This window comes from Parazoarcus communis SWub3 = DSM 12120, assembly GCF_003226565.1.
GTDB lineage: Bacteria > Pseudomonadota > Gammaproteobacteria > Burkholderiales > Rhodocyclaceae > Parazoarcus > Parazoarcus communis.
In genome coordinates, this window is the sequence record NZ_QKOE01000034.1 from 1 (window position 1) to 20,967 (window position 20,967).

Annotated in this window: 20 protein-coding genes and 2 pseudogenes; 10 read left to right on the plus strand and 12 right to left on the minus strand. The window is 62.3% G+C overall.

What is annotated here, in order from left to right; all coding sequences use genetic code 11:
- Positions 1 to 434: 434 nt before the first annotated feature.
- Both DNK49_RS24485 and DNK49_RS22035 read right to left on the minus strand, forming a co-directional pair.
- Positions 435 to 788 (minus strand): hypothetical protein, encoded by a 354-nt coding sequence (locus DNK49_RS24485; protein ID WP_207807082.1) that lies wholly within the window; start codon positions 786 to 788, stop codon positions 435 to 437.
- Positions 779 to 1,984, minus strand: a complete 1,206-nt coding sequence (locus tag DNK49_RS22035; protein ID WP_207807083.1) for a transposase — start codon at positions 1,982 to 1,984, stop codon at positions 779 to 781. Before DNK49_RS22035 ends, DNK49_RS24485 begins: the two co-directional genes overlap by 10 nt.
- Positions 1,985 to 2,221: 237 nt before the next feature.
- Here DNK49_RS22035 and DNK49_RS22040 point away from each other — a divergent pair.
- Positions 2,222 to 2,386: pseudogene (locus DNK49_RS22040) on the plus strand (IS4 family transposase); the annotation flags it as partial.
- 22 nt (positions 2,387 to 2,408) lie between these two features.
- On the opposite strand, the gene hisI reads toward DNK49_RS22040, so the two are convergent.
- The 9 genes and pseudogenes from hisI to pdxR form a co-directional block, all read right to left on the minus strand.
- Positions 2,409 to 2,972, minus strand: coding sequence for a phosphoribosyl-AMP cyclohydrolase (gene hisI / locus DNK49_RS24830; RefSeq protein WP_243632476.1), 564 nt, complete (start codon positions 2,970 to 2,972; stop codon positions 2,409 to 2,411).
- A 128-nt stretch (positions 2,973 to 3,100) separates the two neighbouring features.
- On the minus strand, positions 3,101 to 4,498 hold the full coding sequence (locus DNK49_RS22050; RefSeq protein WP_243632477.1) for a dihydroorotase: 1,398 nt from the start codon (positions 4,496 to 4,498) through the stop codon (positions 3,101 to 3,103).
- The gene (gene thrS / locus DNK49_RS22055; protein ID WP_110530071.1) at positions 4,495 to 6,540 is read right to left on the minus strand and encodes a threonine--tRNA ligase; all 2,046 of its coding nucleotides are present in this window, start codon (positions 6,538 to 6,540) and stop codon (positions 4,495 to 4,497) included. The genes DNK49_RS22050 and thrS overlap by 4 nt, the downstream gene beginning before the upstream one ends.
- A 49-nt stretch (positions 6,541 to 6,589) precedes the next feature.
- Entirely contained in the window at positions 6,590 to 7,150 is a 561-nt protein-coding gene (locus DNK49_RS22060) for a gamma carbonic anhydrase family protein (RefSeq protein WP_110530074.1), read from the minus strand.
- Complete coding sequence (locus DNK49_RS22065) at positions 7,147 to 7,734, minus strand: 6-pyruvoyl trahydropterin synthase family protein (protein WP_110530077.1); 588 nt, start codon at positions 7,732 to 7,734, stop codon at positions 7,147 to 7,149. Before DNK49_RS22065 ends, DNK49_RS22060 begins: the two co-directional genes overlap by 4 nt.
- Positions 7,735 to 7,789: 55 nt before the next feature.
- Positions 7,790 to 8,704 (minus strand): GTP cyclohydrolase FolE2, encoded by a 915-nt coding sequence (gene folE2, locus DNK49_RS22070; RefSeq protein WP_110530080.1) that lies wholly within the window; start codon positions 8,702 to 8,704, stop codon positions 7,790 to 7,792.
- A 61-nt stretch (positions 8,705 to 8,765) separates the two neighbouring features.
- A pseudogene (locus tag DNK49_RS22075) lies at positions 8,766 to 9,038 on the minus strand (GTP-binding protein); the annotation flags it as partial.
- Positions 9,039 to 9,218: 180 nt separating this feature from the next.
- Positions 9,219 to 9,620 carry a Fur family transcriptional regulator gene (locus DNK49_RS22080; RefSeq protein WP_110530083.1) on the minus strand — a complete coding sequence of 134 codons (402 nt, stop codon included), beginning with the start codon at positions 9,618 to 9,620 and terminating at the stop codon, positions 9,219 to 9,221.
- 280 nt (positions 9,621 to 9,900) lie between these two features.
- Complete coding sequence (pdxR, locus tag DNK49_RS22085; protein WP_110530086.1) at positions 9,901 to 11,400, minus strand: MocR-like pyridoxine biosynthesis transcription factor PdxR; 1,500 nt, start codon at positions 11,398 to 11,400, stop codon at positions 9,901 to 9,903.
- Between the two features lie 105 nt (positions 11,401 to 11,505).
- On the opposite strand from pdxR, the gene DNK49_RS22090 reads away from it, so the two are divergent.
- From DNK49_RS22090 to groL, 8 genes are all read left to right on the plus strand, one after another.
- On the plus strand, positions 11,506 to 12,747 hold the full coding sequence (locus DNK49_RS22090) for a benzoate/H(+) symporter BenE family transporter (RefSeq protein WP_110530089.1): 1,242 nt from the start codon (positions 11,506 to 11,508) through the stop codon (positions 12,745 to 12,747).
- Positions 12,747 to 13,562, plus strand: coding sequence for a YggS family pyridoxal phosphate-dependent enzyme (locus DNK49_RS22095; protein WP_110530092.1), 816 nt, complete (start codon positions 12,747 to 12,749; stop codon positions 13,560 to 13,562). Before DNK49_RS22090 ends, DNK49_RS22095 begins: the two co-directional genes overlap by 1 nt.
- The gene (locus DNK49_RS22100) at positions 13,559 to 14,296 is read left to right on the plus strand and encodes a glutamine amidotransferase (RefSeq protein ID WP_110530096.1); all 738 of its coding nucleotides are present in this window, start codon (positions 13,559 to 13,561) and stop codon (positions 14,294 to 14,296) included. The genes DNK49_RS22095 and DNK49_RS22100 overlap by 4 nt, the downstream gene beginning before the upstream one ends.
- A gap of 11 nt (positions 14,297 to 14,307) precedes the next feature.
- Positions 14,308 to 15,540 (plus strand): aspartate aminotransferase family protein, encoded by a 1,233-nt coding sequence (locus DNK49_RS22105; protein ID WP_110530099.1) that lies wholly within the window; start codon positions 14,308 to 14,310, stop codon positions 15,538 to 15,540.
- Between the two features lie 90 nt (positions 15,541 to 15,630).
- A complete protein-coding gene (gene glyA / locus DNK49_RS22110; RefSeq protein ID WP_110530102.1) occupies positions 15,631 to 16,902 on the plus strand; it encodes a serine hydroxymethyltransferase in 1,272 nt (423 codons plus the stop codon).
- 166 nt (positions 16,903 to 17,068) lie between these two features.
- Positions 17,069 to 17,692 (plus strand): diguanylate cyclase, encoded by a 624-nt coding sequence (locus DNK49_RS22115; RefSeq protein WP_110530105.1) that lies wholly within the window; start codon positions 17,069 to 17,071, stop codon positions 17,690 to 17,692.
- Between the two features lie 264 nt (positions 17,693 to 17,956).
- Positions 17,957 to 18,277 (plus strand): co-chaperone GroES, encoded by a 321-nt coding sequence (locus DNK49_RS22120; protein WP_110530108.1) that lies wholly within the window; start codon positions 17,957 to 17,959, stop codon positions 18,275 to 18,277.
- Positions 18,278 to 18,320: 43 nt separating this feature from the next.
- A complete protein-coding gene (gene groL, locus DNK49_RS22125) occupies positions 18,321 to 19,943 on the plus strand; it encodes a chaperonin GroEL (RefSeq protein WP_110530110.1) in 1,623 nt (540 codons plus the stop codon).
- Positions 19,944 to 20,158: 215 nt separating this feature from the next.
- Here groL and DNK49_RS24490 read toward each other — a convergent pair whose 3' ends face one another.
- On the minus strand, positions 20,159 to 20,491 hold the full coding sequence (locus DNK49_RS24490; RefSeq protein ID WP_207807084.1) for an RHS domain-containing protein: 333 nt from the start codon (positions 20,489 to 20,491) through the stop codon (positions 20,159 to 20,161).
- On the opposite strand from DNK49_RS24490, the gene DNK49_RS24495 reads away from it, so the two are divergent.
- On the plus strand, positions 20,481 to 20,967 hold a 487-nt coding region (locus DNK49_RS24495; RefSeq protein ID WP_207807086.1), incomplete at its 3' end, for a hypothetical protein. The two genes, DNK49_RS24490 and DNK49_RS24495, sit on opposite strands and share 11 nt — an antisense overlap.

Consider the following 20,967-nt stretch of genomic DNA (forward strand, 5'->3'; position numbering starts at 1 on the left):
TGGTCGCCACGACATTCGGCCACCATGCGCACGGCGCGCTCACGAACTTCGGGGGAGAACTTCACTGACTTCTTCATGGCTCTATCTTCTCAAGAACTAGAGCCTCCACCAAACCCGGGGCGATTCACTTGAAGCAGTTGGAGACCGCAAAAGTGCCGGAACTTCGTGGCTTCGCCGATGACGGACTAAGGATCCTCGAACGTGAAGTTGCACGTTCGATGAAGTCCCAGCACTGAGGGCTTCTTGCCGGACCACACCCGTGGTCACCGACTCGACGTAAAGCAGTCCCGCAACGCTATTCGGCCACTTGCGTGGCCGTCCGAGCTGCGGCAAGAATCGACCCCGCAAAGACATTGCAGCCGGCTCGTCCGACTGCCTACCGCCCACCGTGGCCCCTCGGGGCGCGTTGGAACGGTTCATCCTAAAAACCTCAGTTATCCGATCCTGTTTGCATGATCAGGTAGCAAGCGGCGTGTCTGGGGCGGTCCGATGGCCGCGAGGGAGCGCTTGAGGTGCTCGCAGCAACGCATCCACACCGATCCGGCGTTCAACTGCTCCGCAGCATCTCGCGCCCACGCCTGAAGCTGGCCGGAGATACGCATGAGCACCTGCCGGGCCTTGTCGAAGCAGGCATGCTGGCCGGTGAGCGTGATCGTGGTCTGGCCGGCATGCTCGGTGCGCCGGCCGACCGAGGAGATCAACCAGGGCCGACTGGTGATGGCCTCGAGTCGGGCTTCGGGGTTGGCCAGGCGCACAAACAGACTCCACCAGTTGTAGATCAGCGCCACGGCACGCGCCGACAGTTGGCAACGATGCAGATCGTGCGTGGTGAAGCCGCCCCAGCCCCACTGGTTCTTGAGCTCGTCGAAGGCGTTCTCGGCGTCGGCGCGGTCGCGGTAGAGCTGGCCGAGCGAGAGGATTTCGTGGTCCAGGTGGTGACCAGCACGGCGTACTCGTAGCCAGTGATGCGCTTGCCGCCCTTGCGGTCGGCCTCGATGAAGCCCAGCAGTTGCTGCCCGTTGTCCTCCTGGGCGACGAGCATCTCGCCCTGCAAGGGGCGGCGCAGCACGACCACGCGGCGCGTGTCCTCCCACCCGGTGAGCGCCAGCGTGCTATCGATCCCTTCCCAGCCCCGGCCGGCATCACACCAGCCCGAGACCCGGAACAGGCGCTCGATGTGGCGCTTGACGTTTTTCGACAGGCGCAGCTTGAACAGATAGGGCTGCGCGCGCGTCTGGAGCTCGCGCATGATGCCGTCCGACCCGAACCCGCAATCGCCGCGCACCATCTTCGGTTTGTGATGAACGGGCAGTTCATCGAGGATCCGGAGCAAGCCGGGCAAGGTGTGACTGCCCGAGTGCTCGTTGCCCGCCTTGACCTCGACCCCCATCACCAGGCGCAACCCGGCCATCAGGTAGGTGTGGTAACTGTGCGAAGGCCGACCCGGCTTCTTCGGGTTGTACGACACCACCGCGCCTTCCTGCTTGCCGTAAAGCGGCTTGATCGTCGTGTCGATGTCCAGAATCCACGGCACCTCGAGCAAGGGGGCGGTGCTCTCGCGCAGATGGCCATCGAGCCAGCCCACGCCCGCGTCTGCCGGAATCGCCAGCAGGGCCCGGCGCAGCGCGTCCTCGCTGATGACCTTGTTCATTCCCAGCAGCCCCGGATTGACCCCGTCACAGCGAATCGTCGTCACGTGCGAGTAGCGCCGGTAACCCGACAGGATCGACAGCATCCACGTCCCCAGCTCCTCGGCCTTGCTCGGTGCGTTCGGGCTCGTGTAGGACAGCGGGCACCGCGCCTGCCAGCCCGACCACAGACCGGTCAGCGTCAGGAACTCGATGAAGTACGCCAGCTGCCCCATCGGCGTGGCTGCGCTGTTGGCCTCCCAACGAACCTGCACGCGACCGCCCGCCGTCTGCACCCCAGCGCACGACAAAAGCATTTCCTCAGTGTGCAAACCCTTCAATTTCGACTCACCCATCGGGTGACTCCCTCGATCAACACCAAACCCGTATCCTGCCAACGTTTCGGCCGCGCTGCACCTCATCAACTGCGGTTCTTAGGTTCATAGACTCGGCGTCCCCGGCGCTGACAACTTGGCCAGGCTGGTCCTGGCCGTCATCGAAGACCCCCACCGGGGGGCGATGCAGGGACTTCGAGGACCTGCAAAGCGGCGAGACACCCGAGGTGCGTCCATCCCGAACTGCCCGCCAGCGAAGTGTTTAACCCAGTTGAATGGCAAGCCGCGTGGCTGCTGGCCGAGAAGACCCCACCCAAGAAAACGCCCCCCGTGGGTGAAGTCATCCGCCGCATCGCCATGCTTGGCGGATTCCTCGCCCGAAAAGGTGACGGGGAGCCCGGCGTCAAGACGCTGTGGCAAGGCTTCGCCAGCGTCAGCAGCTTCGTCAGGGGCGTCGAAAAAATGCGTGAGACTCATGCGTTATGAGTTGTGTGGAATGGGATGGGTTCAAGGAGTGACCGGTAGGACAGGCGGGTGAGCCTCGTTTCAGGGCCGCCAAGGTGGTAGCCGAGGTGCGAACGCTGCGTTCTGGGGTAATTCGAGAACCGATGGAGTCTGACCCCATTGCGCTTTGCTGCCTCCGCTGCCTCGAGCCGGACACGCGAACACGTAGCCACACAGCATCCTGGTCGTCGTCGATCCGCATTTCCTCTACTTTTTGTACCAGGCCGCTGCTTGCTCCTTTGTGCCAGAGCTTCTGACGTGACCGGCTCCAGTAGTGCGCTTCGCCGGTTTGAATGGTTTTTTCCAAGGCTTCGCGGTTCATGTATCCCAGCATCAGAACGTCGCCGCTGTCAGCGGCGGTCGTAACGCAGGCAATCAAGCCGTCCTGATCGAACTTGGGAGCGAGTTCGGTTCCTTCTTCGACCTGTTCGATGGATGTTCTCGGATGTAGCGTGATCTGTACACGGGCACTAGTCGAAAGTGGTGTTTCGGAGTGGGGGCTCATCGGGTTTCCTCGTCAGATTTCAGGAAAGGCAGCATTCGCGATCAAGTGATGTGCCAGTTTTTTATAAATCATGGTCTTGAAGATGGGCGTGCGCGGATTTCCAGTCTTCGTTCTTGCGTTCGATCGGATCAGGCTTCAACATTTCTAGCCATTTCGTCTGAAGATGACTCAAGAAACCGCATCACCGCACCATGGGGCTGACCGGTAAGGGTTTCGTCCCGAACCACGCAGTGCCCTCGAACAACCGTGTGGATTGGCCAGCCTGTCACCGTCAGGCCGTCATACGGCGTCCAGCCGCTGACGCTGGCGATCCAATTGTTGCGGATGACGCGGCGGGCTCGCAGATCGACAATACTGAGATCCGCGTCGTAGCCCAGCGCAATGCGGCCCTTGCCCTCAATGCCGAAAATGCGGGCCGGTCCGGCGCTGGTGAGGTCTACAAGCCGTTGCAGACTCAAGCGACCCGCATGCACGTGGTTGAGCATCACAGGCAGCAGCGTCTGTACGCCGGTCATGCCGCTCGGCGACTGCGGATAGGGCTGCGCTTTCTCTTGCAGCGTGTGTGGCGCATGATCGCTGCCGATCACATCGACGACTCCGTCGCGGATCGCCTGCCAGAGCGCGTCTTGGTGGCGTTGTTCCCGCACAGGTGGATTCATCTGCGCCAGGCTACCAAGGCGTTCATAGCATTCAGGCGCCTGCAGGGTCAGGTGGTGAGGCGTGACCTCCACCGTGACGCGATGCTTGTGTTCTGCCAAGTAGGCTATTTCTTCTGCGCTTGAGATATGCAGAAGGTGCAGCCTGCGTCCTGCCTCCGCCGCCAGCCGTACAATGCGGTGGGTTGCCATCAATGCGCTATCCACGTCACGCCAGACGGGGTGCATGCGCACATCCGAGCTGTCCGCAGCAATGTGCTTGCGTTCGCGCAGCCTGGCCTCGTCTTCCGCATGCACGGCCAAGCGCCTGCGGCCATGGCGCAGGATGCGGCGCAGCACCTGGTCATCGTCGGCCAGCAGATCTCCAAAGGAGCTGCCCATGAAAACCTTGATCCCCGCACAGCCGGGACGGTTCTCCAACTCGGCCAGCTGTTCCGCATTCACCGCCGAGCCACCGACGTAGAAAGCGTGGTCACACCACGCACGGCCCCTGGCGGCATCGAGCTTGGCTTGCAGGTCGGCCGCGCTCAAGGTCAACGGATCGGTGTTCGGCATCTCGAATACGGCGGTGACGCCGCCCAGTACTGCTCCGCGCGTGCCAGCCTCCAGGTTCTCCTTGTGCATCAGGCCCGGTTCGCGGAAATGCACCTGGCTGTCGATGACGCCGGGCAGCACATGCAGGCCTGTGGCATCCAGCGTGGTATCGGCGCTCCAACTGCGATGTAGATCGCCTAGCGCGACGATACGGCCTTGTGCGCAGGCGACGTCGATGCGCTCGGCACCGTTTGGCGTCATGACGGTTCCGCCTTGCACCAGAAGATCGACATGTCGGCCCGGCACCGGCGGTAGTGCGCCGCTGTAGGCACTCACGAGACGACTCCCGGTACGCGAGTCGCGGCATCGCCTGGCGCAGGCTGAGCGTTCAGGCGCATCCACAGGCGATCTTGCAAGGTCTTGCGCGCGATAGCGTCGGGTGCCTGTGCCTCCAGCAGCAGCCGCGCCACGGCTTGCGTCACAGGCAGCACGCCGAGGTCTTGCCCATCACGGCTGCGCATGGCAACGGCGCCCGTGTCGCGCTCCCGGGCACCCGCAATCAAGAGGAAGGGAATGCGCTGCAGCGTCTGTTCGCGGATCTTGTAGCTGATCTTTTCGTTGCGCACATCGGCCTCACAACGTAGCCCGGCACCACGCAGAAGCTGTGCGAGGTCCTGCGCGTAGGCGGCGTGATCCTCCGTGATCGACAGCACCATCGCCTGCACCGGGGCCAGCCAGGTTGGCAGCTTGCCGGCGTGGTGTTCGATCAGAATGCCGGTAAAACGCTCCAGCGAGCCAAACAAGGCACGGTGCAGCATGACCGGACTCTTGCGGTGACCGTCTTCGTCGACGTACTCAATACCGAAGCGTTCGGGCAGATTCATGTCCACTTGCAGGGTGCCGCATTGCCAGTCGCGCCCGATGGCGTCGCGCAGTACGAATTCGAGCTTGGGACCGTAGAAAGCGCCTTCGCCGGGGTTGAGCCGGTAGGCCAGTCCCATGCCTTCCAAGGCCCGGATCAGTGCGCCTTCAAGCAAGTCCCAGGTCGCCTCGTCGCCCATTCGGTTCTCGGGCCGGGTCGAGAGCTTGATGCGCACGTCCTCGAAGCCGAACTGCCGGTAGATGTCGAGCACCAAGGCCACGACCTCGCGGCATTCCACATCCATCTGTTGTGGCGTGCAGTAGATGTGGGCATCGTCCTGCGTGAAATGGCGTACGCGCAGCAGGCCATGCAGCGCGCCCGAGGGTTCGTAGCGATGTACCTTGCCGAACTCGCCCATGCGAAGCGGCAGGTCGCGGTAGCTTTTGAGGCCATGGCGGTACAGCAGCACGCTGCCCGGACAGTTCATGGGCTTGAGTGCGAGCGCTCGGCCGTCTTCGGTCTCGGTGGAAAACATGTGGTCGCGGTAGTTCTGCCAATGGCCGGAGACTTCCCACAGGCTGCGATCCATTACGTCGGGCGAATTCACCTCCACATAGCCCGCGTCCTGCTGGCGGCGGCGCATGTAGGTGATCAGTTCCTGGAACACGGTCCAGCCGCGCGGGTGCCAGAACACGGCGCCAGGTGCATCCTCCTGGAAATGGAACAGATCCAATTCACGACCCAACTTTCGGTGGTCGCGTTTCTCGGCCTCCTCGATGCGCTGGATATACGCATCGAGTTGCTTTTTGTCGGCCCAGGCGGTGCCGTAAATGCGCTGGAGCTGTTCATTCCTCGCATCGCCGCGCCAGTAGGCACCCGCCAACTTGGTCAGTTTGAACGCCTTGAGAAAGCGCGTATTGGGTACATGCGGGCCACGGCACATGTCCACGTATTCCTGGTGGAAATACATGCCCATCTGCTGCTCGTCCGGCATGTTCTCGATCAAGCGCAGTTTGTAGTCCTCGCCGCGTTGCTGGAAGATGCGGATCACTTCACTGCGTGGTAGTACGCGCTTGATGACGTCGTAGTCCCGGGCAATCAGCGCCTTCATGCGCGTCTCGATGGCGGCAAGGTCTTCGGGCGTGAACGGACGTTCGTAGGCAATGTCGTAGTAGAAGCCGTCTTCGATGACCGGCCCGATCACCATCTTCGCGCTCGGATAAAGCTGCTTGACGGCGTGGCCGACCAGATGGGCGCAGGAATGTCTGATGATCTCCAGGCCTTCTTCGTCCTTGGGCGTGATGATGTGCAGTGTGGCATCGTGGTCGATCAGGTCGCAGGCATCAACGAGCCGCCCGTCGAGCTTGCCCGCCACGGTGTGCTTGGCCAGTTTGGCACCGATCGTGGCGGCAACCTCGGCTACGGTGACGGGCTGGCCAAAATGGCGCTGTGCGCCATCCGGCAGCGTGAGCGTGATAGCGCATGCTCCCGGCGCGGGAGTCAAGAGGGTATTCATGGCCTTTCCACCACGCTGTAAGTCATGGGTACTTTCGTCTCCGTCATACTTAAAACTCGTTCTGGATTTGCTTGTAGCCACGCACCAGTTCGTTGTTGGTACGTGCTACGTCCTCGGAGAACTCGCTTGCGTGGATTGACACTTTGGGCAGGGTCGCCAAGTCAGTGGAACGTCCGATACGCATGGTTGATGGCACATGGAATCCGGCTGGCAGGTGGCAACCATCGACCACGGCGTTGAAGCGAACCACACAGCCGTCCTCCACGGTGCAATCGAACAGCACGCTGTTGAAGCCGATGAACACGCTATTGCCGACCGTGCATGGGCCATGCACGATGGCGCGATGGGCAATGGAGGTGCGCTGTCCGATGCGTACACTGGCACCGGACTTGGAGTGGATCACGACGCCATCCTGGATGTTCGAGTGTGCTCCAATCACGATGGGGTCGATGTGGCCATTGGCGTCCATCTCGTCTGCACGGATCACCGCGTAGGGGCCAATGAATACGTTCTCTTCAACGACCACGAGGCCACACAGAATGGCGGTTGGATCGACGAAGGCGCTCGGGTGGATTTGCGGCAGATCGCCACGCGGATTCTTGCGGATCATACGGGTCCTTCTATTGGCACGGGCAGGCGCTGGCCGTGTTTGAGTCGTTCAAAAAGATGGGGGTCATGCCATTTTTTGGTGATGGCCTGAGCAAACTCGATGGCATTCAGATCGATGTGACCCATGCGCAGGTTGTCTGCGTCTTCGCGAAAGCACTGTGCATAACCGGTCTCGGTTTCATGGACGATGATCGAGTGCAGCCGCACACCGTCCTCACCGTTGCACATAGCGGTCAGAGACAATGTGGTATCGACGAGACGGAAGAACAGCCGCGAGAACTGCTCTGCGCTCGGCGACACCGGAATGAGCACCCAGCGTTCGGTATGTCTGCGCATGGCGGACACATAGTCCGGCTCGTCACCTGACCAGAGCGTAACGGCATGGTCGAAAGCGTCGATCAAATCGCTGACGTAGCCTTTGAGCAAACCGAAGTCATAGACCATCTGGCCGTCGTCCAACGCATGCGCTTCCAGTAGTAACTCGACCTTGTAGGAGTGGCCGTGAATGGAATGGGAGCACCGCCGTGTGCTGCATCCTCGCACGATGTGAGCGTTCTCGAACTTGAAGAGCTTGCGAATCAACATAGGCGCAAGGCTTCTCTCTTGTAGACAAGCGTGTTGTTGATACGGATGGACGGAGTCATGTGGGGACTCCTTCATGTGGAGGAGTGGCCCACGCCACAGCGTCATGCGGATGCAGGCTCTCCTTGTGACGCACATGGACGCTGGGGTTGGCGTAGCCGTTCAATGCGGATTCGATACGCCGCGCCGCGTCCTCGACGAACATCAGGTTTTGGCCATTAAGCAACGCAAATGCTTGCTCGTCGGCGCGCTTGACAGCCGTTTGGACGGGTGTTCCCACTGCTTGCTCGACGCGGTCGATCAGTGCCTGCAGGCCGAGCATGGTGTCATCACCGTTTATGTCCACCGCGACCTGCGCTTCGCTGCGTTGGCTGTGCGGCGTCGCCAGCGTGGCATGGCGATGCAACCAGGCTGCCACCTTGGTCGGTTCCACCTGGGAGTGCTGACCGAAGGCTTGCAGAAAACCCTGCTCGACGCTTTGCCGTGACAGCGCGGCTGAACAGGGGCAGGTCGAGGAATACGCGACCGTCACCTGCGCGCGGAATCTGAATCGACCGCTGATAAGGGAGGTATCCAGGCGCACGGGGTAGGATTTCCAGCCGGACAGGCCTTGGGTGACCAACGCCGGACGCCGTACCAGCAGCGTCAGGTTCAGGCGCAGCCGCGCGCAGCGACTGTCGCAGTCCCGGTGGCTGTCGATCATCGCCTGGAGCAGAGCGTGAATACCCGCGGGCGACAGCGGCTCGCCCTGGCTCAGCACATCCAGGAGTCGATACAGTCGGGACATGTGAATGCCTTTGACATGCGCCGCAGGCAGGTCGACCTGTACGTCGGCCGTGGCATGTAGATCGCGCCAGTAGCCGGGTTCGGCAATGATGATAGGCAGGTCGATGCCCTGCATGCCAACCCATGCCAGCGAACTGAGGCTGGGTGCGAGGTCGGTCAGTGAAACGTCGGGGAGTGCTGCATTCATACTTAAGATCCAGTGGGGCCGCGTCCCCACCCGGTTCAGCGCATGGGGAGCTCGGTGAACATCAGGGCCAGTTGGGAAATGGGTTGTGCCAGGTCGCCCACGTTTCGGGCCCTTGGGCCATTTCCTTGTCGGTCAGCAAACAGGCGTCGAACTGGGCGCGCAACGCAGCCTCGTCCATGTTCATGCCGATCAGTACGAGTTCCTGGCGGGCGTCGCCGACGCGCTCGTCCCATTTCTCTCGGATCAGCGCTGCAGACTCAGCGTCTTGTGGCCAGTGTTCGGGTGGCACCGCCGCCCACCAATGCCCAGCTACGCCGTGACGGGCTACGGCCCATGCCTGCGACCATTTACTGCCAAGGTCGGATCCCGTGGGTTGAGGCTGCGCAGGATCGCGATCAGTTTTTCGCGTTCCATGCTGTCAGGCGAAAACGGGGTTCGAACGCGGGTGCTCATCGTATGAATTTTGCATGAAAGTGAGGTCGATAACCAAAGGATCCCGGTCTTGCTGCCGAGGTCAGCCCCCATCCAGACCAAGCGCCGAGCACGATGCGCATCTGCCGTGAAGCTCGATGGTGGAATCGTGCAAGGAAAAGGCATTGCTCTTCATCCAGCGGTTCAGGCAGCTGTCCAGATTGCTATCGGTGAATTCGTTGACATGTCCGCAGTCGTCGCAAATGGCGAACGCCTTGAGGTGACGCTGACATCCGGAGGGATAGGTGCACGATACGTAGGCGTTCAATGTTTCCAAACGATGGACCAGGCCACGCTCCTCCAAACGTTCCAACGCTCGATATATCTGCGTAGGGGCAGTCAAACCTTGTCCGCGCAGCCGATCGAGAAGTGCATAGGCACTGAGTGGGCTACCCGTTTGCTGAAGCAGCGTCAGGACGCGTTGCTGGTTGGTAGTTAGTTGCACGGAGATCTCCTGGTGATTTTTTCAGGTCTGATCAGGCTTGATGGATGAGATGTTATAACATAACAAGCGAAGGTGAGACAGCGTTCTGGTGCAGTGATGAACTTGATACGCACGCGCTCAAGGCCGCTGGCATGACGCATTTCGGCACCTGTCAGGCATACATCGAATTGATGACGCGTTGCAATGGGCTACATCTTGGCTAAGGACCCACTTGAACGGCAGGCTTTGATTGGGGCAACCGTTTCCGTACGTCCGATAGGCACAGATGATTTGCTGACGGTCAGTCGCACAAGGCCCGCAACACCGCCGCCAGCTTTCTGACGGCAACATCCAGCTCATGTGGGGCGTGGGCGGCGAAGCCCATCAGCAGGCCGGTGCGATGATGGGGCGATGCATGCAGGGCGCTCAGTCCCAGCACGTCTACGCCTGCCTGCCGGGCGCGTTCCACCGCTTCACTTTCGGGAATGTCGCGGATGAACAGGCAGGGCATCTGCATGCCGCCACCGGGTACGCGTGCTTCGACGAAGTCGGCCAGATGTTCGCGTACCAGCCTGACCAGCACGTCGCGGCGTTCTGCATAGACTGCGCGCATGGTGCGGATATGGGCGCCGAAGTGGCCGCCTTCGATGAAGCGTGCAAGCGTGAGCTGGGGGATGGGGGCGCTGTGTCCGTCCTGAAGGGTGCGGGCAATGGTCATGGGGGTGACCAGTGACGGGGGGAGCACCATGTAGGCGAGTCGAAGCCCGGGAAACAGCGATTTGGTGAAGGTGCCGATGTAGATTGTCCGGTGATGCGGATCCAGCCCCTGAACACAGGCCGTCGGCTTGCCTGCGTAGTGGAACTCGCTGTCGTAGTCGTCCTCGATGATCCAGCCTTGATGCCGTCTGGCCCATTCGATGACCGCCAGCCGCCGGTCCAGCGCCAGGGTCACTCCGCTGGGAAACTGGTGCGATGGCGTCAGGAAAACGGCTTTGGGTGAAGTGGCCGATGTTCGGGTCTGCTCGAGCAGGTGTTCCACCATCAGACCGTCGCGGTCCAGCGGCACCGGTACGCACGCGAGTCCCGCGGCGTCGAAGGCCTTGCGTGCACCGTGGTACACCGGATCCTCGATAAAGATTGGGTCGCCCGCGTCGAGCAGCACCTGAGCGCACAGGGTCAGGGCTTGCTGGGTGCTGGTCAGTATCAGCACGCGTTCTGCCGTGGCCGAGGCGCCACGCTCCAGGTTGACGTATGCGGCAATGGCCTGCCGCAAGGCTTCCATCCCATGTGGAGGGCTGTGCAGCAGCGCCTGGGTGCCGAATTCCTTGAGCACTTGCCGCTCCAGCCGCTCCCAGATCGGGAGTGGAAAGTTGCGTGTTTCCGGCACGCCAGGGGCGAAAGGACGGGGTGTCAGAAAGTCCCGCACGCCACCGTTCTGGAGGATGGCGTTGCCGCGCTGGCTCAGGCGCACTGGGGGCGTACGGTCGAAGTCCGTCTTGCGGGATTTGCCGCGTCCAGGAAAGTGCTGCGCGCGCGCTGAAATAAAACTGCCGCTACCGACCCGCCGTTCGATGAAGCCTTCCGCGTGCAGCTGGCTGTAGGCGGATTCGACCGTATCGCGGGAGACGCCCAGCGACGTCGCCAGGGATCGTGAGGCGGGCAGGGGTCTGCCGACCTCCAGCACGCCGTCGAGGATCAACTGACGAATGGCGCGCTGAACGCGGGCCCTCAGTGGCAGGGCGGCATGTTCGGGGTCGCCGATCCAGGCTTTGACCGATTCAAGTTGAGCGTGTTTGAACAATTGGTCTGTATGTATTCAGAAAAGTGGATGGGATGCACAGGCCATTTTAAAACTATAAATGCCTCACGAACCGCTCATCGCTTTTTCAGGAGTCATTGTCAGCTCATGTCATCCGCTCGCTTACCCTTATCCGCCCGTCTGAATGATCTTGCCCATCCTGTCGTGGCGGGCTTGATCTCGGTCATCGTCAACTACGGCGGGACTTTCATCCTGGTGTTCCAGGCTGCGAAGGTGGCGGGCCTCAGTCCGGCGCTGACGGCCTCGTGGGTGTGGTCGATCTCGATTGGTGTGGGGGTGACCGGAATCATTCTGAGCTGGACTGCTCGTGAGCCCATCATTACCGCATGGTCCACGCCTGCGGCGGCATTCCTGGTCACGGCGCTGGCGACGACGCCCTATGCCGAGGCAGTGGGGGCCTACCTGATCTCTGCCGCGGCCTTTGTGGTGCTGGGCTTGTCGGGCTGGTTTGATCGTGTCATCCGCCTGATTCCGCCGGGTATTGCTGCCGGCTTGCTGGCCGGCATCCTGCTGCAGTTCGGCATCGGTGCTTTTGGCGGCATGAGTGTCGATGCACCGCTGGCCGGGCTGCTGATCGTGGCCTACCTGCTGCTCAAGCGATTCTCGGCGCGTTATGCGGTGGTGGGCATCCTGGTGCTGGGCCTGAGCTTGTTGCTGCTACAGGGGCGTGTCGATCTTGCCGGGCTGAGCCTGCAGTTGGCGGCGCCGGTGTTCACGATGCCGGCGTTCTCGCTCAACAGTCTGTTGAGTGTGGCCTTGCCGCTGTTTCTGATCACGCTGACCGGTCAGTACATGCCGGGCATGCTGGTGTTGCGTAACGATGGCTTCAAGACCAGTGCCAACCCGATCGTGACCGTTACCGGACTGGGCTCACTGCTGATGGCGACCCTGGGTGCGCATGCCTTCAACATTGCGGCGATTACCGCGGCGATCTGTACCGGCCGCGAGGCGCACGAGGATCCGTCCAGGCGCTGGATTGCCGGCATCGCCGCAGGGGTGTCCTACATTCTGGTCGGGGTTTTCGGGGTAACGCTGGCGGCCGTCTTCATGGCGTTTCCCGCGACTTTCATCACCACGCTGGCCGGTCTGGCCTTGTTGGGCACGATTGGCGGCAGTCTTGCCGGTGCGATGGCCGATGCCAGGACGCGCGAGGCGGCATTGATCACCTTTCTGGCGGCAGCCGCCAACATCACGTTGCTGGGTATCGGCGGTGCATTCTGGGGGCTGGTGATCGGGCTGCTGGCGCATGGCGTGCTTAACGGTCGTTTGCCGCGGTCCGTGCCCGTCGTGGTCGATGCCGCGTCTCCCGCCGGCAAGGGCGCAAGCTGATGAGATCCACGGTCAGTATCGAGCCTGGCCACATGGGGCATGGCAGGTATCCCGAAGCCGTAACGCTTGAGGATTTCGGTCGCAATCTGGCGGATGTACAGGCCCGCATCGAGGCCGCCTGCGCGCGCGTGGGGCGTGACCCTGCAACGGTACGCCTGTTGCCGGTAAGCAAGACGTACCCCGAAGCCCGGCTCCGCCTGGCCCATGCTGCGGGGTGCCGGATGCTGGGTGAAAACAAAGTCCAGGAGGCGTATCTGAAATGGCATGCGATGCAGGACCTGGGCGAGTTGCAATGGTCGATCGTCGGTCATCTGCAGACCAACAAGGCTGGACGGGTCGCGCGCTTCGCCACCGAGTTTCAGGCACTCGACAGCCTGCGCGTTGCCGCTGCGCTCGATCGTCACCTGCAGGCCTGGGGGCGTGGGCTGGATGTGTATGTTCAGGTCAATACCTCGGGCGAACCCAGCAAATTTGGTCTGACACCCGAGGATGTCGAGGCCTTCGTCAAGCAGCTGCCTGCATTCTCGTCCTTGCGCGTTCGCGGGCTGATGACGCTTGCGCTGTTCTCCAGCGAAGCCGATCGGGTCCGGCAGTGCTTCGTTCGCCTTCGCACCCTGCGCGATGTCTTGCGACAGGTGGCGCCAATCGGTGTCCAGTTCGATGGACTGTCGATGGGAATGTCCGGCGACTTCGAGGTCGCCATCGAGGAGGGGGCGACCGTGGTGCGCATCGGTCAAGCCATTTTTGGAGCACGTCCTTTGCCGGACAGCCATTACTGGCCCGGCGAACCCAGCAGCAAGGAGTCGCAGCCATGAAAACCGCCATTGCCATTCGTCATCTGCATTTCGAAGACCTCGGGATGCTTGAGCCCCTGCTGGCGTCGCGAGGCTATGTCGTTCGTTACCTGGATGCCGCCACCGACGCGCTATATACCGGGGAGGTCGCGGCGGCCGACCTGTTGATCGTGCTGGGGGGACCAGTTGGGGCGTTTGACGACGCCCTCTATCCCTTCATCTGCGATGAGCTGACGGTGATCGAGCAACGTCTGGCGCGTCGGCGTCCGCTGCTGGGTATCTGTCTGGGGGCGCAATTGATCGCCCGGGCGCTCGGCGCCGATGTGGTCAGCATGGGTGTGAAGGAAATCGGCTATGCGCCGCTGACCCTGACGGCCGAGGGCGAGAAGTCCGTGCTGGCAGCCCTGGCCAATACACCGGTATTGCACTGGCACGGTGACCGTTTCGACATTCCCGCCGGTGCAACGCACCTGGCAGGCACCGCTGTCTGCGCGAATCAGGCTTTCAGTGTGGGGCGGCATGTGCTGGCCTTGCAATGTCACCTGGAGGCAGACCCGGCGCAGATCGAACAGTGGTTGCTTGGCCATGCCTGCGAACTGGCACAGGCCGGAATCGATCCGCGTGCGCTGCGTGCTGAGGCCATGGCCAGGCGTATCGACCTGCCTCGGGCTGCACAGGCCGTATTCGAGGCCTGGCTGGACGGGGCCATGAACGTTTCACCCCAATGCACGACTTCCACCACCCATCTGCCTTGAGGATTTGCCCGATGACTGAACACCTGTCTCATCTGATGCGGGCCTATGCCCGCCAGCCCGTCTCCTTTGTTCGTGGTCGGGGTGCGCGCCTGTGGGACGCGCAGGGGGTGGAATACCTTGACGCGATCGCCGGCGTTGCGGTCACCAGTCTGGGACATGCCCATCCGGAGATCGCTGCGGTGATTGCCGAGCAGGCTGGGATGTTGCTGCACACGTCCAACGTTTTCCGCATTGACTGGCAGGAGACACTGGGCGAACGCCTAGGTGCGCTGACCGGCATGCAGAAGGCCTTCTTCTGCAATTCCGGGGCCGAGGCCAACGAAGCGGCGCTCAAGCTGGCAAGGCTCTGCGGCCATCAAAAGGGGATTGCCACGCCCCGCGTCCTGGTGATGGAGAACGGTTTTCACGGGCGCACCATCGCGACGCTCTCCGCCTCCGGCAACCCGGCGAAGCAGGCGGGCTTTGCGCCTCTGCTGCCCGGTTTCCTGCGGGTACCTCATGACGATATCGACGCTGTCCGCAGTCTGGCGGGGCAGTCACCGGATATCGTTGCCGTGCTGATCGAGCCGGTTCAGGGCGAAGGCGGGATCCGCGTAGCCAGCACCGACTATCTGCGCGAACTGCGGATGCTGTGCGACCAGCAGGGTTGGCTGTTGATGCTCGATGAGATACAGACCGGCATGGGGCGCACGGGGGCGTGGTTCGGGTATCAGCATGCGGGCATCGTGCCGGATGTGATCACGCTGGCGAAGGCGCTGGGCAACGGTTTTCCGATAGGTGCCTGTCTGGCGCGCGGCGCGGTGGCCGATCTGTTTGCGCCCGGTCAGCATGGTTCCACTTTCGGCGGCAATCCGTTGGCTTGCCGCGTTGCCTGCACGGTGCTGGACATCATGGCGCGTGACGGACTTCCGATGCGTGCCGCTGTGTTGGGTGAGCGTTTGCTGGCGGGGCTGCGCAAGGCACTGGTAGCACACCCAGGGGTACGCGCCGTCCGTGGCCAGGGGCTGATGGTGGGCATCGAGCTGGACCAAGACTGCAAGGCCCTGGTCGGACGCGCGCTGACCGAGCAGCGTCTGCTCATCACCGTAACCCGCGACACCACCATCCGTCTTCTGCCGCCGCTGATCTGCAATGAGGTGCAGATCGACGAGATTGTCCGCCGTGTTGCCCATCTGCTGACCCACGGATCAGACCGCGAGCTGCCCGCCTGTGGCGTGGTGGCGCAGACCGCATTGACCGCATGAACCACAGGTGCGACCGGTGCCCGGCCTTTGAATCTTGCCGCAGCTGCATCAAGACCCGAACCCACGTCTTCATTACACAGGACACGCGCCATGCATGACGCTTCCGTAGCGCTTTCCGATTTCGACCCCGAACTGGCGGAGGCGATTGAGAACGAGGCACTTCGCCAGGAGGATCACGCCGAACTGATCGCCTCCGAGAATTACGCCAGCCCGCTGGTCATGGCGATACAGAATTCGGTGTTCACCAACAAGTATGCCGAGGGTTACCCCGGCAGGCGGTACTACAGCGGTTGCCAGCATGTGGACGTGGCTGAGCGTCTTGCCATCGACCGCGTCAAGACGCTGTTCGATTGCGACTACGCCAATGTGCAGCCGCATGCTGGCGCACAGGCCAATGCGGCGGTGTTTCTGGCACTGACCACCCCTGGGGATACCGTGATGGGCATGAATCTGGCCCATGGCGGTCACCTGACCCATGGCAATCCGTCCAACTTCTCGGGACGGCATTACCGCATCGTGCCTTATGGGCTCGATCCGGCAACCGGTCTGATCGACTACGACGAGATGGAGCGCATTGCACTCGAGACCCGGCCCCGGATGTTGATTGGTGGCTTCTCGGCCTACTCGCGCTACAAGGATTGGGCGCGCATGCGTGCCATTGCCGACAAGGTTGGGGCCATCTTCTGGGTGGATATGGCGCATGTGGCGGGACTGGTGGCCGGCGGGGTGTATCCCAGTCCGCTGCCGCATGCCCATGTCGTCACCAGCACCACACACAAGACCCTGCGCGGTCCGCGCGGCGGCATCATCCTGGCCAGGGGGCAGGACGAGGCGTTCTACCGGAAACTCGATTCCGCCGTGTTTCCCGGTATTCAGGGCGGACCGTTGATGCATGTCATCGCGGCCAAGGCGGTGGCTTTCAAGGAGGCGCTGAGTCCGGGATTCAGGGACTATCAGCGTCAGGTCGTGGCCAACGCCCGGGTCATGGCCAGCGTGCTGCAGCAACGCGGCTACCGGATCGTATCGGGTGGCACCGACAACCACCTGATGTTGATCGACCTTGCCGATAAACCCTACACCGGCAAGGACGCCGATACCGCATTGAGCGAGGCCTGGATCACGACCAACAAGAACTCGGTACCCAATGATCCGCGTTCTCCCTTTGTGACTTCGGGGTTGCGTATTGGTACGCCAGCGGTGACCACACGGGGCTTTGGCACCCGCGAGTGCGAACAGCTGGCCGGCTGCTTGTGCGATGTGCTCGATGCGCTTGAAACTGGCGGCCGTGCGCGGGCTGCGGTGATTGACCGGGTGCGAGCGCGTGTCGTCGAACTGTGCCGACGGTATCCGGTGTATCGCTAGCTGTATCTGAGGGACAAAGGCGAGCCGATGTGCATCAACGTTTCACGCATTGGGGTTCAGGGGTAAGGGCGACGAGTGTGACTGCTGTGTCGACGTCCGGAAGGCTTGAAAATCTGCGCGTGTTGTTGGATTCTTTACTCGCGTCAATCTGTCGTGGAGTGCCAGCATGGACATCTTGCAGAAGATTTCCGGGCAGCTCGCCAGCGTCGGCCTGCCCTTGTTCGCCGTGACCCTGACTGCCGTGCCGAGGGCCGATACGCCGGTGCTGCTGATTCTGCACTGGCATGGGTTCCGGCGCGAACCCGGTGCGTCGGGCGTCGATCTGCACGAGCCGGTGCCGGCGTCGGCTCTGCAGATGAATGAGCATTGGCTGCAACTGGCCGAGCTGGATGGGGCGATGCTCGAGGCTGCCTGGCGCCTGGGGGCCTGGATGCTGGAGCGGGAAGAGCGCCGCGCCTGCTCGACGCTGGGGGTGGCTGAGCGTGAGGCGCTGGAGTGTCGCCAGGCGTTTGGCGACAACCCGTTGGCGCCCGGGCGGGACGATCACCTGGTCGCCGAGGCGCCAGATCGCCCGGCGATGTTGCGCGCAGGCGCCCGTGTCGGTTACGTGCGCTGGTCATTCCGTCCGGTGCATGGTGGTGTGTGGCCCGACAGTGCCGATGATGCCACGCTGGCCGCCGATGGCAGTCGTACCGAACCCTGTCCGGTGGGCCCGCAGAAACCTGTTGGTCCGCGGATTTCGCTCACCCGTTACCGGCTGGGGCGCGCGCGCCGTCTTTATCTGCCCTGAAGCCTTGGCTCATGAATCAGCACCCTTCGACGCGTTCGAGGTGCCGTGTTCCTGCCCCCGAGTCATGAGTGCTTGCAGCTGTCGCCCGTCCTTGTGAAGGTCTTGCCGGGGCGGACGCAAAAAGGGCTTGAAATCGTTTTTGCCGACCCTATATCCGCTATCGCCGGCCGATGGTGGCCAGGTCCGGTGCCTGGAGGGCCCCGCATATGGAGGCGCTCAGGACCGCCGTGCATCTTTAATCTGTTATCGCACAAGGAGATCGACATGCAGATACGTCCCCTTTACGACCGGATTATCGTCAAGCGGGTCGAACAACAGCGTTCCACTGCTTCGGGGATCGTCATTCCCGATTCGGCGGCGGAAAAGCCCGAACAGGGTGAGGTACTTGCCGTGGGCAGTGGCCGGGTGCTGCAGGATGGTAGCGTCCGCGCGCTGCAGTTGAACGTGGGTGACCGTGTGCTGTTCGGCAAGTATGCCGGCCAGACAGTGAAGGTCGACGGCGTCGAACTGTTGGTCATGCGTGAGGACGATGTCCTTGGCGTGATCGAGACAGACGTGGCTGACAGCCTGAAGAAAGCCGCCTGACCTTCTCATCCTCCATCAAGATTCAGACAAGGAGTTTCCACATATGGCAGTCAAGGAAGTCCAGTTTCATGATGGCGCCCGTGCTCGTATCGTCAAGGGCGTCAACATCCTCGCCAATGCGGTCAAGGTCACCCTTGGACCCAAAGGCCGTAACGTCGTGCTCGAGCGCAGCTTTGGCGCACCACTGATCACCAAGGACGGGGTCTCGGTGGCGAAGGAGATCGAACTGAAGGACAAGTTCGAGAACATGGGTGCGCAGATGGTCAAGCAGGTCGCGTCAAAGACCGCCGATGTGGCGGGCGACGGCACCACCACCGCAACCGTGCTGGCGCAGGCGATCGTGGCCGAGGGCATGAAGTATGTAACCGCCGGCATGAACCCGATGGATCTCAAGCGCGGTATCGACAGGGCCGTATCCACCGTTGTCGACGAATTGAAGAAGTTGTCCCGGCCTTGCGCCACCAACAAGGAAATTGCCCAGGTTGCGTCGATTTCGGCCAATTCCGACCGTGCAATCGGCGACATCATCGCCCAGGCGATGGAGCGGGTGGGCAAGGAGGGCGTGATCACGGTCGAGGATGGCAAGTCGCTCGACAATGAACTCGATGTGGTCGAGGGCATGCAGTTTGATCGTGGCTATCTCAGCCCGTATTTCATCAATGATCCCGAAAAGCAGGTTGCCGTGCTCGACGAGCCGCTGGTCCTGCTCCACGACAAGAAGATTTCCAACATTCGCGACCTGTTGCCAGTACTGGAGGAGGTGGCCAAGTCGGGACGCCCCTTGCTGATCGTTGCCGAAGATGTGGATGGTGAAGCCTTGGCCACGCTTGTGGTCAATAGCATGCGCGGCATCCTCAAGGTGGCGGCGGTCAAGGCGCCTGGCTTTGGTGACCGGCGCAAGGCGATGCTGGAGGACATTGCGATCCTTACCGGTGCGACGGTCATCGCAGAGGAAACCGGTCATCAGCTCGACAAGGTCACGCTGGCGGAACTGGGTCGTGCCAAGCGTGCAGAGATCCGCAAGGAGAGCACGACGCTGATTGACGGTGCCGGAGAGGAAACCGCGATCAAGGCGCGGGTTGCTGCGATCCAGCGCCAGATCGAGCAGGCGACCTCCGACTACGATCGCGAGAAGTTGCAGGAGCGCGTTGCCAAACTGGCTGGCGGTGTCGCGGTGATCAAGGTGGGGGCCGCAACTGAAGTCGAGATGAAGGAGAAGAAGGATCGTGTTGACGATGCGCTCCATGCGACTCGGGCTGCAGTGGAAGAGGGCATCGTGCCCGGAGGCGGTGTTGCCTTGCTGCGCGCCCGTGCCGCGATTCGCGATCTGAAAGGCGACAACCCCGATCAGGATGCCGGTATCCGTATCGTGCTGCGCGCGCTCGAGGACCCGCTGCGTGCCATTGCGGCAAATGCGGGGGATGAGGCCTCGGTGGTCATTGCCAAGGTGGAGGCAGGCAGCGGCGGCCACGGATATAACGCGGCAACGGGTGAGTATGGCGATCTGATCGCAATGGGCGTCATCGATCCGACCAAGGTGACCCGCACTGCGCTGCAGAATGCCGCATCGGTGGCAGCGCTCATCCTGACGACCGATGCCAGCGTGGCCGAGGCGCCGAAGGAAGACAAGAGCGCAGCGCCGGCAATGCCGGAGATGGACTACTAAAGCGAAAGCGCGTCAGCGCGTCCGTCTGATGTAAATGGCATGAGATCGGGTCAGGGCGTGTGCCCTGGCCCGGCTTTTTTGGTGCGCCCGACAGGGCACACTCACTTGGCGGTGTAAGTTCTCCACTCGCCCGGGATGGGGCGAAGGGTTTTCAGAAAGGGACAACAACAGCGAGCCGTCGGCTCGCTCCGGTGTGCCGTCGCCTTGCCCGACGGTCAAGGCGGCAGAATGCCGGTAACGTGTCTGATTGCTCGCGAGACGGGGACGGAGCAAGGGCAAAAGCCGATCGAGTGGCGTTTGCTGACAATCGAACCGTCACCATGCTGGAGCAGGCCGCAGAACTGATCGACTGGTATCGCTGCCGGTGGGAACTCCACCTCATCGAACTGCTGCCCCTGGAAGCGGAAGGGCTGCTCGATGGGGGGCGGGGCAGGGGTGTGGCTCGGTACCGCCCGCCCATCGGTACCGGTCTTGCGCACGGTGGCCTCGCCCCACACCCGATAGTCCGCGGCCCATACGATGCGGCCGTCGGCATCGGTGAGTTCCATCGGCGCCCTTGCGCCTGCGGGTGACATTGCCGTGGGCGTCGTAGTCGAAACGCAGATCCTCGAAGACGGCGATGCGGTTATCGAGGGCGGGGTAGCCGATGGCGCGGTCGATAGGGTCGAGCAGGTTGCCGGCCGGATCGAAGGCGAAGGACTCGGGGCGGGGGCCGGTGGCCTCGAGGATGCGGCCGGTGGGGTCGTAGCGAAAGGCCTGGGTGCCGCGCAGCTGATCGACGCGGGTGATGAGATTGCCCGCGGCATCCCAACCGTAGCGGCGCTCGAGCACGGCGGTGCCGGCGTCCGCCCGGGCCCCCTGTACGCGCCCCGCTTGTGCCTGGGCGAGCGAGCTGCGGTGGCGGGTGAGACGGCCCATGGGGTCGTAATCGAATCGGCTCGCCAGCCGACCCTGGGTGCGGTAGACCTCGCGGTGCAGCGCATCGCGCTCGACATCGCAGATCGTGTGGTGGGTGCCGTCCGCT

Coding starts and splice junctions, on each gene's coding strand:
- DNK49_RS22065 (WP_110530077.1), bottom strand. CDS start 7,734: ATGTTGATTCGCAAGCTCTTCAAGTTCGAGAACGCTCACATCGTGCGA.
- folE2 (WP_110530080.1), bottom strand. CDS start 8,704: ATGAATGCAGCACTCCCCGACGTTTCACTGACCGACCTCGCACCCAGC.
- DNK49_RS22120 (WP_110530108.1), top strand. CDS start 17,957: ATGCAGATACGTCCCCTTTACGACCGGATTATCGTCAAGCGGGTCGAA.
- DNK49_RS22060 (WP_110530074.1), bottom strand. CDS start 7,150: ATGATCCGCAAGAATCCGCGTGGCGATCTGCCGCAAATCCACCCGAGC.
- DNK49_RS22095 (WP_110530092.1), top strand. CDS start 12,747: ATGAGATCCACGGTCAGTATCGAGCCTGGCCACATGGGGCATGGCAGG.
- thrS (WP_110530071.1), bottom strand. CDS start 6,540: ATGAATACCCTCTTGACTCCCGCGCCGGGAGCATGCGCTATCACGCTC.
- glyA (WP_110530102.1), top strand. CDS start 15,631: ATGCATGACGCTTCCGTAGCGCTTTCCGATTTCGACCCCGAACTGGCG.
- DNK49_RS22100 (WP_110530096.1), top strand. CDS start 13,559: ATGAAAACCGCCATTGCCATTCGTCATCTGCATTTCGAAGACCTCGGG.
- DNK49_RS22105 (WP_110530099.1), top strand. CDS start 14,308: ATGACTGAACACCTGTCTCATCTGATGCGGGCCTATGCCCGCCAGCCC.
- DNK49_RS24490 (WP_207807084.1), bottom strand. CDS start 20,491: ATGGAACTCACCGATGCCGACGGCCGCATCGTATGGGCCGCGGACTAT.
- hisI (WP_243632476.1), bottom strand. CDS start 2,972: ATGAGCCCCCACTCCGAAACACCACTTTCGACTAGTGCCCGTGTACAG.
- DNK49_RS22115 (WP_110530105.1), top strand. CDS start 17,069: ATGGACATCTTGCAGAAGATTTCCGGGCAGCTCGCCAGCGTCGGCCTG.
- DNK49_RS22035 (WP_207807083.1), bottom strand. CDS start 1,984: ATGGGTGAGTCGAAATTGAAGGGTTTGCACACTGAGGAAATGCTTTTG.
- DNK49_RS22090 (WP_110530089.1), top strand. CDS start 11,506: ATGTCATCCGCTCGCTTACCCTTATCCGCCCGTCTGAATGATCTTGCC.
- groL (WP_110530110.1), top strand. CDS start 18,321: ATGGCAGTCAAGGAAGTCCAGTTTCATGATGGCGCCCGTGCTCGTATC.